The organism is Cellulomonas telluris, from assembly GCF_004886325.1.
Classification (GTDB): Bacteria; Actinomycetota; Actinomycetes; order Actinomycetales; family Cellulomonadaceae; genus Cellulomonas; species Cellulomonas telluris.
Genome location: NZ_QXFN01000004.1, coordinates 281,826 through 297,119, shown reverse-complemented (window position 1 = coordinate 297,119; position 15,294 = coordinate 281,826). Strand labels below are relative to the sequence as shown.

General features: G+C 72.5%; 14 protein-coding genes. 2 read left to right on the top strand and 12 right to left on the bottom strand.

What is annotated here, in order from left to right; all coding sequences use genetic code 11:
• The first annotated feature begins 14 nt into the window (after window positions 1-14).
• Window positions 15-722, top strand: coding sequence for an MBL fold metallo-hydrolase (locus FB586_RS13615; protein WP_246036760.1), 708 nt, complete (start codon window positions 15-17; stop codon window positions 720-722).
• 58 nt (window positions 723-780) lie between these two features.
• Here the strand turns inward: FB586_RS13615 and FB586_RS13610 are convergent, their stop codons facing one another.
• Window positions 781-1,944, bottom strand: coding sequence for an acyl-CoA dehydrogenase family protein (locus FB586_RS13610; RefSeq protein WP_136519878.1), 1,164 nt, complete (start codon window positions 1,942-1,944; stop codon window positions 781-783).
• Window positions 1,945-2,053: 109 nt separating this feature from the next.
• On the opposite strand from FB586_RS13610, the gene FB586_RS13605 reads away from it, so the two are divergent.
• On the top strand, window positions 2,054-2,347 hold the full coding sequence (locus FB586_RS13605; RefSeq protein WP_136519877.1) for a YciI family protein: 294 nt from the start codon (window positions 2,054-2,056) through the stop codon (window positions 2,345-2,347).
• Between the two features lie 19 nt (window positions 2,348-2,366).
• Here FB586_RS13605 and FB586_RS13600 read toward each other — a convergent pair whose 3' ends face one another.
• The 11 genes from FB586_RS13600 to FB586_RS13550 all read right to left on the bottom strand — a co-directional run bounded on the left by FB586_RS13600 (window position 2,367) and on the right by FB586_RS13550 (window position 15,282).
• Entirely contained in the window at window positions 2,367-3,401 is a 1,035-nt protein-coding gene (locus tag FB586_RS13600; protein ID WP_136519876.1) for a TerC family protein, read from the bottom strand.
• Entirely contained in the window at window positions 3,398-4,462 is a 1,065-nt protein-coding gene (locus tag FB586_RS13595) for a TerC family protein (protein WP_136519875.1), read from the bottom strand. Before FB586_RS13595 ends, FB586_RS13600 begins: the two co-directional genes overlap by 4 nt.
• A 210-nt stretch (window positions 4,463-4,672) precedes the next feature.
• On the bottom strand, window positions 4,673-5,110 hold the full coding sequence (locus tag FB586_RS13590; protein WP_136519874.1) for a VOC family protein: 438 nt from the start codon (window positions 5,108-5,110) through the stop codon (window positions 4,673-4,675).
• Between the two features lie 33 nt (window positions 5,111-5,143).
• On the bottom strand, window positions 5,144-7,249 hold the full coding sequence (uvrB, locus tag FB586_RS13585; RefSeq protein ID WP_136519873.1) for an excinuclease ABC subunit UvrB: 2,106 nt from the start codon (window positions 7,247-7,249) through the stop codon (window positions 5,144-5,146).
• Between the two features lie 108 nt (window positions 7,250-7,357).
• Window positions 7,358-7,807, bottom strand: coding sequence for a hypothetical protein (locus tag FB586_RS13580; RefSeq protein WP_136519872.1), 450 nt, complete (start codon window positions 7,805-7,807; stop codon window positions 7,358-7,360).
• A 212-nt stretch (window positions 7,808-8,019) separates the two neighbouring features.
• The gene (gene coaE / locus FB586_RS13575) at window positions 8,020-8,649 is read right to left on the bottom strand and encodes a dephospho-CoA kinase (protein ID WP_136519871.1); all 630 of its coding nucleotides are present in this window, start codon (window positions 8,647-8,649) and stop codon (window positions 8,020-8,022) included.
• 124 nt (window positions 8,650-8,773) lie between these two features.
• Window positions 8,774-10,252 carry a 30S ribosomal protein S1 gene (rpsA, locus tag FB586_RS13570; RefSeq protein ID WP_136519870.1) on the bottom strand — a complete coding sequence of 493 codons (1,479 nt, stop codon included), beginning with the start codon at window positions 10,250-10,252 and terminating at the stop codon, window positions 8,774-8,776.
• Between the two features lie 208 nt (window positions 10,253-10,460).
• Window positions 10,461-11,486 (bottom strand): 6-phosphofructokinase, encoded by a 1,026-nt coding sequence (locus FB586_RS13565; RefSeq protein WP_136519869.1) that lies wholly within the window; start codon window positions 11,484-11,486, stop codon window positions 10,461-10,463.
• 118 nt (window positions 11,487-11,604) lie between these two features.
• Window positions 11,605-13,338, bottom strand: coding sequence for an ABC transporter ATP-binding protein (locus FB586_RS13560; protein WP_136519868.1), 1,734 nt, complete (start codon window positions 13,336-13,338; stop codon window positions 11,605-11,607).
• A gap of 1 nt (window position 13,339) precedes the next feature.
• Window positions 13,340-14,281 (bottom strand): ABC transporter permease, encoded by a 942-nt coding sequence (locus tag FB586_RS13555; protein ID WP_136519867.1) that lies wholly within the window; start codon window positions 14,279-14,281, stop codon window positions 13,340-13,342.
• Window positions 14,278-15,282, bottom strand: coding sequence for an ABC transporter permease (locus FB586_RS13550; RefSeq protein ID WP_136519866.1), 1,005 nt, complete (start codon window positions 15,280-15,282; stop codon window positions 14,278-14,280). Before FB586_RS13550 ends, FB586_RS13555 begins: the two co-directional genes overlap by 4 nt.
• Between the last annotated feature and the right edge of the window lie 12 nt (window positions 15,283-15,294).

Genomic DNA, 15,294 nt, shown 5'->3' with positions numbered 1-15,294 from the left:
GGGGAGGAGCGGCGGTGACGTACACGGGCGAGGTCCGCGTCGGCGGCCCGACCGAGCTCCGGGTGCTCGACGACGCGGAGATCCGCAAGGTCGCGGTCGGCGCCATGGACAACAACGCCTACCTCGTGACGTGCCGGCGCTCGGGCGCGCAGCTCCTCGTCGACGCGGCGGCGGACCCCGACCGGCTCCTCGCCCTCGTCCGGGAGGGCTCGGGCTCGGCGCGCCTCGACGTGGTGGTGACCACGCACCGGCACCGTGACCACCTCGGCGCTCTCGCCTCCGTCGAGGCGGTCACGGGCGCCACCCTCGCCGCCGGTGCCGACGACGCCGACGCCGTCGCCGCCGGGGTGGGCCGGCCCGTCCCCCGGCGTCTGGTGCACGGCGACACGCTGACGGTCGGGCACCTCGTGCTGGAGGTGGTCGCGCTGCGGGGGCACACGCCCGGGTCGGTCGCTCTCGCGCTCCGCGAGCCGGAGCACGTGGACGCGCCGGACGCCGTGCCGGGACGCGTCCACCTCTTCACGGGCGACAGCCTCTTCCCGGACGGCGTGGGCGCCACCGGCGGCGACCCCGCGCGGTTCACGCAGCTGTTCGACGACGTCGTCACTCGGGTCTTCGACCGCTTCGACGACGCGACCTGGGTGTACCCCGGGCACGGGGCGGACACCACCCTGGGGGCGGAGCGGCCGCACCTCGCCGAGTGGCGCGAGCGCGGCTGGTAGCGGCGCGGGCCCGAGCCGCGAGCCCGGCCGGCCGCGGTCCAGCCGGCCGGGTCTCGGCTCAGTCCTCGACGGGTCCCAGCAGCGACGCGGCGACGGTCGCGTGCGCGGACTCGTCGTCGGACGGGTGGTAGATGCCGGCCAGCACGTCGCGGTACAGGCGCGCGAGCTCGCTGCCCGTGAAGTAGGCGCCGCCTCCGGAGACCCGCAGCGCGAGGTCGACGACCTGCCGGGCCGTCTCCGTCGCCCGCACCTTGAGCCCGACGAGCTGGGCGAACCAGCGGCTGCCGTGGTCGGCCTGCTCGTCGACGTCGCGCGCGAGCGCGAACACCTGCAGCTCCGCCCCGTCCTGCGCGAGGGCCGCGTCCGCGATCTTCCAGCGGATGTCGGGGTCCTGCGCGTAGGACCGGCCGCCGTACTTCATCGACGTCCGCCGGCGCGCGTGCTGCACGCCCAGCTCGAGCGCGCGCCGGCCGATCCCCGTGTACACGGCGGCGAGCAGCGTCTCGAAGACGGCGAAGAGCGCGAACACGAAGGGGTCGGCGCTGGGCCCGACGGGCAGGCGACGGTAGACGCGGTCCGCCGGGGCGTACGCGCCGTCGAGGACCGTCGTGGCGGACTGCGTCGCGCGCATGCCGAGGGTGTCCCAGTCGTCCTTCGTGCTCACGCCGCCGTCCGCCCGGGCGACGACGCCGTGCACGAGGCGGGGGTCCTCGGGGTCGGACTCGTCGAGGCCGAAGGTCGCCAGGCGGGTCCAGACCGGGGACAGCGACGTGAAGATCTTGGTCCCGGTGTACCGGTAGCCGCCGTCCTCGGCCGGTTCCGCCCGTGTCCGGGACCCGAACATCACGAGGTCGTTGCCCGCCTCGGAGTTGCCGAACGCGAAGACCTCGCCCGCGGCCGCGTCCCGCAGGACGAACTCGACCGAGTCGTCGCCGCGCGCGACGAGCAGCGCCGCGAGGCCCGTGACGACCAGGTGCATGTTCACCGCGAGGGCTGTCGCCGGGGCCGCCGCAGCGAGCCGCACCTGCTCCCGCGCGACCTCCTCGAGGGTGAGACCGGCACCGCCGAGACGCTCGGGCACGAACGCCGTCAGGTACCCGGCCGCCACGAGGTCGGCGAGGTCGTCGTGGGGGAAGGTGTTCTCACGGTCGTGGACGTCGGCGCGCGCGTGGACGCGCTCGAGCAGGTCGTCGGACAGCAGGGTGCGCGGGGACCGGGTCATCGGTCGCCGCCCGTCGCGGAGGTCATGCCTCCACTCTGCCACCGGGCGCGCGGCCGTCCTCCCCGGCCGGCCCGGTGGTGGGCCGCCTCACCTGCGGCAGGATGACGCCATGACCCTCTTCGCCGTCCGGTACACCTACGACGACCGCACCGACGTGCGCGACGCGGTCCGCCCCGAGCACCGGGCGTGGCTCGCCGGGCTCGCGGACGAGGGGGGCCTGCTCGGGTCCGGCCCGTTCGCCGACGACGCCGAGCCGGGCGCGCTGCTGGTGTTCCGCGCCGAGGACGAGCCCGGGCTGCGCGGGCTGCTGGCCGACGACCCGTTCGCGCGCGAGGGCCTCGTCGCCGCCACCGAGGTGCGCACGTGGCAGCTGGTGCTCGGCCCGTGGGCCGACCAGGTCTGACACCGGGCGCCCGCCCGCCTCAGGCCTCGGTCGCGGGCTCCTCGGCGGCGCCGCCGACGGGCCGGTCGACACCCTGCGTCGCGGTCCGTCGCGACGCGAGCAGGCTCGCCCCGGTCGCGGTCAGCAGGGCGACGGCGATGACCACGAGCGACAGCCACGTCGGCACCTCGGGCGCCCAGGCGAACGGCTCCCCGCCGTTGAGGAACGACAGCGAGTTCGTGGCGAGCGCCTCCAGCACGAGCTTGACGCCGATGAACGCGAGGATCGCCGCGAGGCCGTACGGCAGGTACACCAGCCGGTCGAGCAGCCCACCGAGCAGGAAGTACAGCTGCCGCAGCCCCATGAGGGCGAAGACGTTCGCCGTGAAGACGATGAACGGGTCGTGCGTGAGCCCGAAGATCGCGGGGATCGAGTCGAACGCGAACAGCAGGTCCGTCGTGCCGATCGCGAGGAACACCACGAGCAGCGGCGTGAACACGCGCCGCCCGTCGTGGACCGTGCGGACCCGCCCGCCGTCGTAGCCCGGCGACATCGGCAGCACCCGGCGGACGCCACGGACGAGCGCGTTCTCCTCGTACTCCTCGTCGCCGCCGGTCCCCTCGCGCAGCAGCCGGACCGCCGTGTACACGAGGAAGGCACCGAAGAGGTAGAAGACCCAGGTGTTCCGCTCGATGATCGCCGCGCCGGCGAGGATGAACGCCGCCCGCAGCACGAGCGCGACGACGATGCCGACCATGAGCACCCGCTGCTGCTGCTCCCGCGGCACCGCGAAGCTCGACATGATGAGCAGGAAGACGAACAGGTTGTCGACGGAGAGGCTGTACTCGGTCAACCAGCCCGCGACGAACTCCTCCGCGGGCACCAGCCCGCCGGCCGCCCACAGCAGCCCGGCGAAGACGAGCGCCAGCCCCACGTAGACGCCTACCCACGTGACGCTCTCGCGTGTCGACGGCACGTGCGGACGGCGCCCCACGACGCCCAGGTCCACGAGCAGGATCCCCACGACGAGGACGAGCGAGACGACCACGAAGGCCGTCGGCAGCTCCTGGGTCACGGGCGGCGGTCGGCGTCGTCCTCGAGCGGCGCCTCGGACTGGACTCCGAGCGCCGCCTCCTGGACGGAGGCGTGGTGCACCGCGCTGGCCGTCGCGTCCCGCCGGGTCCGGCGCAGCGAGAGGACGGTGGTGATCGCGAGCGTCACGACGATGAAGGCGAGGGACACCGGCGTGGAGATCTCGGGGATGACCTCGACGTGCTCGCCCCCGTTGACGAACGGCAGCTCGTTGGTGTGCAGGGCGTGGATGACGAGCTTGATGCCGATGAAGCCGAGGATGGCCCCGAGCCCGTACGACAGGTACACGAGCTTGTCGAGCAGGCCGTCGATGAGGAAGAAGAGCTGGCGCAGGCCGAGCAGCGAGAACGCGTTGGCCGCGAAGACCAGGTACGTCTCCTGCGTGAGGCCGAAGATGGCCGGGATCGAGTCGACGGCGAAGATGATGTCGGCCGTGCCGATCGCCACCATCACGATGAGCATCGGCGTGATGAAGCGGACGCCGTCGCGCCGGACGACCATGCGGTCCTCGACGTAGTCGTCGGTGGTCCGGAACACCCGGCGCGTCAGCCGCAGGGCCGCGTTCTCCTTGTACTCGTCCTCGTCCTCGCTGCCCGAGCGGATCTGCGCCCACGCGGTGTACAGCAGGAAGGCGCCGAAGATGTAGAAGATCCAGCTGAGGTTCTCGATCAGCGCGGCGCCGACGAAGATGAAGATCGTCCGCAGCACCAGGGCGATCGTGATGCCGATGAGCAGCACCTTCTGCTGGTACAGCCGCGGCACCCGGAAGCTCGCCATGATGAGCACGAACACGAAGAGGTTGTCGACGGACAGGCTCTTCTCGGTGATGTAGCCGGCGAAGTACTCACCGCCGTACTGCCCGCCGGCGAACACCCAGACGAGCACGCCGAACAGCAGCGCGATGCCGACGTAGCCGGCGGACCACCACGCGGACTCGCGCAGCGTCGGCTCGTGCGGCGAGCGCACGTGCCCCACGTAGTCGACGGCGAGCATCACGAGGATGGCGCCGACGGTGACGGCCCACACCCAGCCGGGAACGTCCACAGGGAAGACCTCTCGATCGGTACGACGGATGACCGGAGGTCTCTTCCGCCCGCGCACGGACGGGTCGCTGTGCCCGGTGTCGTGCGACGCGGCCGACGGCACCGGGCCGGCAACGCTGGCGACCGTGATGACGATGACGTCGTGGGGAGTACTCCCCTCCGCCGACCATCATAGGTGCCCGCCGCGCGTGACCGCCCCGCGGGCGTCCGTTCAGACGAGGCAGAACTCGTTGCCCTCCGGGTCCTGCATGACGACCCAGAACCCCGACACCGGCTCGTCGAACTCCTGGACCACGCGGGCGCCGAGGCCCGCCAGCTCCTCGGCCCGGGCACGGACGGCGTCCCGGTCCGGCTCGTCGCCGCGGCGGCCGCCGCCGGGCAGACCCACGTCCAGGTGCATCCGGTTCTTGGCCGTCTTCCCCTCCGGCACGCGCTGCAGGAAGATCCGCGGGCCGTCCCCGGCCGGGTCGACGATGGCGTAGGCGTCGTTCCAGCGCTCCTCGGGCAGCCCCCAGGCCCGCAGCGCCGCCTCCCAGTCGTCGAAACCCTCCGGAGGCGGGTCCTCGACGTAGCCCAGCACCTCGGCCCAGAACGTGCCGAGGGCGCGCGGGTCGTGGGCATCGAACGTCAGCTGCAGCCTGCGGTCCATGCGTCCTCCCGGTCGTGGCGTCCCGCGGCGCCGTCAGGCGGTCGCCGCGTGCATCTGCCGGAGCTCCTTCTTGAGCCCGGAGATCTCGTCGCGCAGACGCGCCGCGAGCTCGAACTGCAGCTCGGCCGCCGCCGCGTGCATCTGGTCGGTCAGCTGCTGGATGAGGTCGGCGAGCTCGCCGGCGGCCGCCCCGACCAGGCGCGTGCGCTCGTCGGTCGGGCCCTGACGCGACCCGAGGCCGGGCACCGGGGCCTTGCCGCGGCTGGCCTGCCGCCCGGCCCCGCCCAGGAGCTCCGCGGTGTCGGCGTCCTCGCGGGCCAGCAGGTCGGTGATGTCGTTGATCTTCTTGCGCAGCGGCTGCGGGTCGATCCCGTGCTCACGGTTGTACGCGACCTGCCGCTCGCGCCGGCGGTTCGTCTCCTCGATGGCCGTCGCCATGCCCGGCGTGATGCGGTCCGCGTACATGTGCACCTGGCCCGAGACGTTGCGCGCCGCGCGCCCGATCGTCTGGATGAGGGACGTCCCCGAGCGGAGGAACCCCTCCTTGTCGGCGTCGAGGATCGCGACGAGCGAGACCTCCGGCAGGTCGAGGCCCTCTCGCAGGAGGTTGATGCCGACGAGGACGTCGTACTCGCCGAGACGCAGCTCGCGCAGCAGCTCGACGCGGCGCAAGGTGTCCACCTCGGAGTGCAGGTAGCGCACCCGCACGCCCTTCTCGAGCAGGTAGTCGGTGAGGTCCTCGGCCATCTTCTTCGTCAGCGTCGTGACCAGGACGCGCTCGTCGCGGTCGACGCGGTCGCGGATCTCCCCCAGCAGGTCGTCGATCTGCCCCTGCGTCGGCTTGACCACGACCTCGGGGTCCACGAGGCCGGTGGGACGGATGATCTGCTCCACCACGCCGTCCGACATGGACAGCTCGTAGCTGCCCGGCGTGGCGGACAGGTACACCGTCTGCCCGATGCGCTCGACGAACTCCTCCCAGCGCAGCGGCCGGTTGTCGGTCGCGCTCGGCAGGCGGAAGCCGTGGTCCACGAGGCTCCGCTTGCGCGACATGTCGCCCTCGAACATCGCCCCGATCTGCGGCACGGTCACGTGCGACTCGTCGATGACGAGCAGGAAGTCCTCGGGGAAGTAGTCGAGCAGCGTGTTCGGCGCCGAGCCGGGCGCGCGTCCGTCGATGTGCCGCGAGTAGTTCTCGATGCCGGAGCAGGAGCCGACCTGGCGCATCATCTCGATGTCGTAGGTGGTCCTCATCTGCAGCCGCTGCGCCTCGAGCAGCTTGTTCTGCCGCTCGAGCTCCGCCAGCCGCTCCTCGAGCTCGGCCTCGATGCCCGCGATGGCCCGCTCCATGCGCTCGGGGCCCGCGACGTAGTGCGTCGCCGGGAAGACGTGCACCTGCTGCTCGACGCGCACGACGTCGCCCGTCAGCGGGTGCAGCGTCGCGATGGCCTCGATCTCGTCGCCGAAGAACTCGATGCGGATCGCGAGCTCCTCGTACACCGGGATGATCTCGACGGTGTCGCCGCGCACCCGGAAGGTGCCGCGCGTGAACGCCATGTCGTTGCGCGAGTACTGCATGGTGACGAACTGCCGGAGCAGCCGGTCGCGGTCGACCACGTCGCCGACGTTGAGCGTCACCATGCGGTCGACGTACTCCTGGGGCGTCCCCAGGCCGTAGATGCACGACACGGACGCGACCACGACGACGTCGCGCCGGGTGAGCAGCGAGCTGGTCGCCGAGTGCCGCAGGCGCTCGACCTCCTCGTTGATGGAGGAGTCCTTCTCGATGTACGTGTCCGTCTGCGCGATGTACGCCTCGGGCTGGTAGTAGTCGTAGTACGACACGAAGTACTCGACCGCGTTGTTCGGCAGCAGCTCGCGGAACTCCGTCGCGAGCTGGGCAGCCAGCGTCTTGTTCGGCGCCATGACGAGCGTCGGGCGCTGGAGCTTCTCGATCAGCCAGGCCGTCGTCGCCGACTTGCCGGTACCGGTCGCACCGAGCAGGACGACGTCCTTCTCGCCCGCCTGGATGCGCTCGGCGAGCTGGGCGATCGCGGCCGGCTGGTCGCCGCTCGGGGTGTACTCCGACACCACCTCGAACGGCGCGACGGTCCGCTGCAGGTCGGTCACGGGGCGCATGCGTCCACGGTACGACCGACCACCGACAGACGCGGCGCCCGTGCACGGGAGTCCGCGCAGGGCGAACCGCCTCCCGCGGTGGCCGGCCGCCCACGACGGCGCCGGGCGTCAGTCGCCGCTGTACGACACCTGCACGTCGGGGTCGACGTCCGACAGCGCGTCGGCGTACCGCTCCATGAAGGCCCGGTAGGCGCTGAAGCCGGCGATCTTGCGCCGGGCCACCGGCAGCAGCGCCGCCACGCCCGACTGCTTCACGACGAAGGTCTGGATGACCGTGCGCGCCGTCACGCGGCCGACGGCGCGGTCCACCTCCACGTCGAAGTGCAGGACGGGCTCGTCGTCCGCCCGGGTCAGGTCGCGGACCACCAGCCGCAGCCGGTTCGAGCCGCGCTCGAGCGGACGCACCCACCCGCTCGTGTCCTCCACCTCGGCGGCCGCCTTCGCCGCGAGGTCGAGGACCTGGTTCGCGGTGAGCACGCGGCTCGCCACCGAGACCGACGCCTTCGACTGCGCGGGGCGCGCCTCCCACCCGTTCGTGCCGATCGACTGGAGCGCCATGGTCCCTCCCGGGATCCGTCCGCGTCACGGTGCACGTCCTCGTCCACCGTGTCGGCGCAGCTCTGCGCCTGCCCCCTGATCGGACGGCGGGAGCGCAGGCATGCGCTTCCCCGTCCGACTTCACCCGGACGGCCGAGCACGTCCCACCGGGCGACGCGACGGTACAGGGTCCCGGGTCGGCAGCGGAACGGGTCCGCCCCCGGGACACCCCATCAGGTGAGGCCCGCCCCCGTCTCCGCGTCGCGCTCCTGTGCGAGCCGCTCCCACAGGTCGTCGACCTGCCGCTCCAGGTCGGCGTCCTGGCCCGTCCCGTCGAGCACCACGTCCGCCACCTCGAGCCGTACCTCGTCGCCCGCCTGCGCGGCGACCCTGGCCTCGGCGTCCGACCGCTCCATGCCGCGCAGGCGCACGAGGCGCTCGACACGCAGCACCGCCGGGGCGTGCACCACGACGACGAGGTGGAAGCGGTCGGCCTGCCCGGTCTCGACCAGCAGCGGGATGTCGTGCACCACCACGGCGGACGCGTCCGCGGCCGCCGCGGCCGCCTCGCGCTCGGCGGCGAGACGGCGGACGACGGGGTGCACGATGGCGTCCAGCCGCGCGCGTGCGGTGGGGTCGGAGAACACGACACGGCCGAGTGCTGGGCGGTCCAGCACGCCGTCAGCGGTGAGCACCTCCGGGCCGAACGCCTCGACCACGGCGTCGAGGCCCGCCGAGCCGGGCAGGACCGCCTCCCGGGCCAGCACGTCGTGGTCCACCACGACCGCGCCCCGGGCCGCCAGCCGCCGTGCTGCGACGGACTTCCCCGCCGCGATGCCACCTGTCAGTCCGATGCGCTGCACCTGCCCATCGTGGCGGCAGGGAGGGAGCGGCGCGACCCCGGCCTCCGCCGCCCGGGAACGCCGACGGCCGGCCACCCGAGGGGTGACCGGCCGTCGTGAGCCTGCGGGCCGCGGCCCGCGTGCGTCAGTTGCCCGTGAGCTTCTCGCGCAGGGCGGCGAGCGCCTCGTCCGACGCGAGGGTGCCGGTGACCTCCTCGGTCGACGACGAGTACGTCGAGGGCGCGGCACCGCCGGTGGCGGCGGGAGCCGACTCGTTGCCCGCCTCGGCGTCCGCACGGTTCGCCTCGGCGACCTGCTTGCGGTGCGCCTCCCAGCGCTCGTGCGCGGCCGCGTACTGGGCCTCCCACGCCTCGCGCTGCGCCTCGAAGCCCTCGAGCCACTCGTTGGTGGTCGGGTCGAAGCCCTCGGGGTACTTGTAGTTGCCCTGCTCGTCGTACTCGGCCGCCATGCCGTACAGCGCGGGGTCGAAGTCGTCCGACTCGGGGTCGAAGCCCTCGTTCGCCTGCTTGAGCGAGAGCGAGATGCGGCGACGCTCGAGGTCGATGTCGATGACCTTGACGAAGACGTCGTCGCCGACCTGCACGACCTGCTCGGGGATCTCGACGTGGCGCACGGCCAGCTCCGAGATGTGCACGAGGCCCTCGATGCCGTCCTCGACGCGCACGAACGCACCGAACGGCACGAGCTTGGTGACCTTGCCGGGCACGACCTGGCCGATGGCGTGCGTGCGGGCGAACGCCTGCCACGGGTCCTCCTGCGTCGCCTTCAGCGACAGGGAGACGCGCTCACGGTCGAAGTCGACCTCGAGCACCTCGACCGTGACCTCCTGGCCGACCTCGACGACCTCGGAGGGGTGATCGATGTGCTTCCAGGACAGCTCGGAGACGTGCACGAGCCCGTCCACGCCGCCCAGGTCGACGAACGCACCGAAGTTGACGATCGACGAGACCACACCGGGGCGCACCTGGCCCTTCTGCAGCGTCTGCAGGAAGGTGGAGCGGACCTCGGACTGCGTCTGCTCGAGCCACGCACGGCGCGAGAGGACGACGTTGTTGCGGTTCTTGTCGAGCTCGATGATCTTCGCCTCGATCTCCTTGCCGACGTACGGCTGGAGGTCGCGGACACGGCGCATCTCGACGAGCGAGGCGGGCAGGAAGCCGCGCAGACCGATGTCGAGGATGAGGCCGCCCTTGACGACCTCGATGACGGTGCCGGTGACGACGCCGTCCTCCTCCTTGATCTTCTCGATCGTGCCCCACGCGCGCTCGTACTGCGCCCGCTTCTTGGACAGGATCAGCCGGCCCTCCTTGTCCTCCTTCTGGAGGACCAGGGCCTCGACCTGGTCGCCGACCTGGACGACCTCGCCCGGGTCGACGTCGTGCTTGATCGACAGCTCACGGGACGGGATGACGCCCTCGGTCTTGTAGCCGATGTCGAGGAGGACCTCGTCGCGGTCGACCTTGACGATCGTGCCCTCGACGATGTCACCGTCGTTGAAGTACTTGATGGTGGCGTCGATCGCGGCCAGGAAGTCCTCGGCCGAACCGATGTCGTTCACCGCGACCTGCGGCGTGGCGGGCTTCGCGGGGGTGGAGATGCTCATGTAGTGGTGGGCTCCGATGCGGACAGGGAGTAGTGCGGACGTGGGAGGGGTGGCGCCACGGACGTGCGTTGCGGTGCCGATGAGGTCAACCGCGGCACCGACCCCGGTGTTCCTCTCCGTCGCGGAGCGGAGATCGGGACGAAGGCGCGCGACAACCGCCGTCCACCCTATCGGTGGACAGGCCTGCAGGCAAAGACGCGGGGCGCGCTCAGGCCAGGGCGCCCGCGACCCGCAGGAGGTCCTCCGGGACGTACTTCACCTTGCCCGCGATCTCCGGGATCGGCACGAGCTCGACACGCTCGCCGCGCAGGGCCGTCATCACGCCGGACGTGCCGGCGTCGACGGCGTCGATCGCGGCCACGCCGAACCGCGAGGCGAGGATCCGGTCGGCCGCGGTGGGCGTCCCGCCCCGCTGGGTGTGCCCCAGGACCGTGACCCGCGTGTCGAAGCCCGTCCGCCGCTCGATCTCGACCTTGAGCCGCTCGCCGATGGCGCCGGCCACGATCTCGCCGAACTTGCCGACCTGCGTCTCGTAGTGCATGGACGTGCCCTCGGCGGGCACCGCGCCCTCCGCGACGACGAGGATCGAGAAGCTGGCGTGTGCGCGGTGCCGGTGCTTGAGGAAGCGCTCGACCCGGTCGATGTCGAACGGCTCCTCGGGGGCCAGGACGAGCTCGGCGCCGCCCGCGATCCCGGACGTCACCGCGATCCACCCGGCGTGGCGGCCCATCACCTCCACGATCATCACGCGGTTGTGCGACTCCGCCGTGGTGTGGACGCGGTCGATGGCCTCGGTCGCGATGCTCACCGCCGTGTCGAAGCCGATGGACGCGTCGGTCCCCCACACGTCGTTGTCGATGGTCTTCGGGATGCCGACGATCTTGACGCCCGCCTCGGCGATCCTGCTCGCCGCGTGCAGCGTGCCGTCGCCGCCGATGCAGATGAGCGCCTCGATCCGCTCGGCCTCCAGCGTGGCCAGCGCCGCGTCCAGGCCGCCGTCGGCGGCGTGCGGGTGGTACCGCGCGGTGCCGAGCAGCGTCCCGCCGACGGGCAGGACGTTGCGGATGTGCTGCCGGGTCAGCGGCATGACGTCGCCGTCGACGACGCCCTTCCACCCGTTGCGGAACCCGATGATCGAGTGCCCGTGCTCCCCCTCCCCGCGCTTGACCACGGCACGGATGGCGGCGTTCAGGCCGGGGACGTCGCCCCCGCCGGTGAGCAGTCCGACACGCACGCTGATGAGCTCCTCGTCGCACAGGGGGTGGGGGCGGCGCGCCCACGTCGTCGCGCCGCCGCCACCCTATCCAGCGCCTCTGCCCCTGACGTGCGCCTTCGGTCCCTGTCGCCGGGCCTCAGGCCGTGCGGCCGAGCTCGAGGTCGCGCCCGGGGATCGCGTCGAGGAGCGTGCGCGTGTACTCGGTGCGCGGCCGCTCGAACACGTCCTCCACGGTGCCCTCCTCGACCAGGCGGCCGGACTGCATGACGCACACGTGGTCGGCCACCTGCCGCACGACCGCGAGGTCGTGGCTGATGAACAGGTAGGACAGCCCGAGCCGCTCCTGCAGCTCCACGAGCAGCCGCAGGATCTGCGACTGCACGATGACGTCGAGCGCGGAGACCGCCTCGTCGCACACCACCAGCTCCGGCTCGAGCGCGAGCGCGCGTGCGATGGCGACGCGCTGCCGCTGGCCCCCCGAGAGCTCCGCCGGGTAGCGGCGCAGCAGCTCGGCCGGCAGGGCGACCTGGTCCATGAGCTCGCGCACCCGGGCGCGCCGGGACGCCCCGTCGCCGATGCCGTGCGCGCGCAGCGGCTCCTCGATCGTCCGGTAGATCGTGAAGAGCGGGTCGAGCGACGCGTAGGGGTCCTGGAAGATCGGCTGCACGCGGCGCCGGAACGCCACCTCGGCAGCGCGGTCCTTGCCCGTCACGTCGACGCCGTCGAAGCGGATCGTGCCCGACGTCGGCGGCAGCAGGCCCAGCATCATCTTCGCGACCGTGGACTTGCCCGACCCGGACTCCCCCACCACCGCGACGGTCCGGCCGCGCGGGACGACGAAGCTGACGTCGTCGACCGCCGTGAAGTCGGTGGCACGGCCCAGCAGGCCCTTGCCGCGCAGGCGGAAGACCTTCGAGACGTGGTCGACCTCGACGATCGGCCGCTCCTCCGGCGCCTGCCCGTCGTGCGCGGCGGGGACGACGAGCAGGTCGTCCACCCCCGCGACCGCCACCTGCGCGCCGGTGCGCGCCAGCTCGGCGCGGCGGGAGGCCAGCGACGGCGCGGCCGCGATCAGGCGCCGCGTGTACTCGTGCTGCGGGTCGGTGAGCAGCTGCCGGGCCGGCCCCTGCTCGACGACCTCGCCCCGGTACATGACGACGATCCGGTCGGCGCGCTCCGCCGCCAGGCCCAGGTCGTGCGTGATGAGCAGCACCGCGACGCCCAGCCGGTCCGTGAGGTCGGTCAGCCCGTCGAGGATGACCCGCTGCACCGTGACGTCGAGCGCCGAGGTCGGCTCGTCCGCGATGAGCAGCTGCGGACGGGCCGCCAGCCCCATCGCGATGAGCGCGCGCTGGCGCATGCCCCCCGAGAACTCGTGCGGGTACTGCTGCGCGCGGCGCGCCGCGTCGGGCAGGCCCGCCTCCTCGAGCAGCTCGACGGTGCGCGGCCGCACGTCCCGCCCCGTGACCACCGCGTTGTCCACGAGCGTCTCGTCGATCTGGTGCCCCACCCGGCGGACCGGGTTGAGGTTCGACATGGGGTCCTGCGGCACCATCCCGATGCGGCTGCCGCGCAGGCGGTGCATCGCGTCCGGCCCGAGCGTCGTCAGGTCCTCGCCGTCGAACAGGATGCTGCCGCCCGTCACCGAGCCGTTGCCCGCGAGCAGGCCGATCACGGCGGCGGCGGTCGTCGACTTCCCGGAGCCCGACTCGCCGACGACGGCGACCGTCTGCCCGGCGTGCACGTCGAAGGACGCGCCGCGCACGGCGACGGCGGACCCGGCCTCGGTCCGGAAGGTGACCTCGAGGTCGCGGATGCTCAGCAGGGGCGCGCCGGAGCCGCCGCCCCGGTTCGTGCTCGTCGTCGTCACGTCAGCGCCTCCTCGAGCGCGGGTCGAGGGCCTCGCGCAGCGCCTCGCCGAACAGGGTGAAGCCGAGGGCGGTCACCGAGATGCAGATGCCCGGCAGCAGCGCGAGCCGCGGGGCGATCTCGAGCTCGTTCTGCGCCGCCACGAGCATGCGGCCCCACTCGGCCGTGGTCGGCGACCCGCCGCCGAGGCCGAGGAACGACAGGGCGGCCGCCTCGATGACGGCGGTGGCGAGCAGCAGCGTCGCCTGGACGATGACCGGGGAGACGGAGTTCGGCAGGACGTGGCTCATGGTCACGGTCCGCCGCGAGAGTCCCAGCGAGCGAGCCGCGAGCACGTAGTCCTGCCCGCGCTGCGCCAGCATCGAGCCGCGCAGCAGCCGCGCGAACACCGGCACCTGCACGACACCGATCGCGATGACCACCGAGGACGGGGTCTGCCCCGCCACCGCGGCGATCGAGACGGCGAGCAGCAGGCTCGGCACGGCGAGCATGAGGTCGACGAAGCGCATCGCGACCGAGTCGACCCACCCGCCGAACGCGCCCGCCAGCAGCCCGACGACCATGCCGCCCGCGAGCCCGAGCAGCGTCGACAGCACGCCGATCAGCAGCGAGGCGCGCGCACCCCAGATGAGCTGCGAGAGCACGTCGGCGCCGTACCGGTCCAGCCCGAGCGGGTGCTCGGCCGACGGTCCGGGGATGAACGTCGGCCGCACGTCGGCGCGGCCGGGCAGCTCACCCGCGGCGTAGGGGGCCAGCACCGGGGCGAGCAGCGCGACGAGCACGAACGCCACGACGATGACGGCGCCGACCACGGCGCCGGGGTTGCGGACGAGCCGGCGCAGAGCGACGCGCCACAGCGACTCCCCCGCGCGACGGTCCTCGGCCAGCGCGTCGCCGGCGTCCACCGGCGGCTGCGGGACCTCGTACACCTCGGGTGCGCTCATCGTGCCCTCATCCTCGGGTCGATCAGTCCGTAGGAGACGTCCACCGCGAGGTTCACCAGCGCGTAGACCACCGCGATGAGCAGGATGAAGCCCTGCAGCACCGCGTAGTCGAGCGCGAAGATCGCGTCGGACAGGAACTTGCCGATGCCCGGGTAGGCGAACACCGTCTCGGTGAGCACCGCGCCGGACAGCAGCAGACCGACCTGCAGGCCGATCGTGGTCGACACCGGGAGCATCGCGTTGTGCAGGATCACCCGGCTGCGCAGGTGGCCGCCGGCCAGGCCCTTGGCCCGTGCCGTCCGGACGTAGTCCGCGTGCTGCACGTCGATGACCGAGGCGCGCGTGATGCGCGCGATGATCGCGAGCGGGATCGACCCGAGGGCCACCGCCGGCAGCAGCAGGTGCAGGAACGCGTCCCAGCTGGCGTCCCACTCCCGCGTGAGCAGGCCGTCGAGCACGTAGAAGCCGGTGGGGTGCGTCGCGACCATCGCCGGGTCCTGCCGCCCGGAGGACGGGAACCAGCCGAGCTGGACCGCGAACAGCCACTTCAGCAGGAACGCCAGGAAGAACACGGGGACCGTCACGCCGAGCAGGGACATGACGACCGCGGCGTGGTCGACGGTGCGGCCCTGGTAGCGCGCGGCGAGGTACCCGAGCGGGATGCCCACGCCGACCGCGACGAGCAGCGCCACGAGGGCCAGCTCGATCGTCGCGGGGAACCGGGCCAGGAACTCCTCGAGCACCGGCCGGTTGGTGCGGGTGGAGACCCCGAAGTTGCCCTGCAGCAGCTGGCCGAGCCAGGTGACGTACTGCTCGGGCAGGGGTCGGTCGAAGCCGTAGAGCTCGTTGATCCGCTCCACCGCCTCCGGGGTGGCGCGCTCCCCCAGGAGAGCCGTCGCCGGCCCTCCCGGGAGAGCGCGCACCCACAGGAACAGCAGGATCGACAACCCGAACAGGGTCGGGACGAGCAGGGCGAGCCGTCGTAGGACGAGTCGGGTCATCGGTACGTGGTG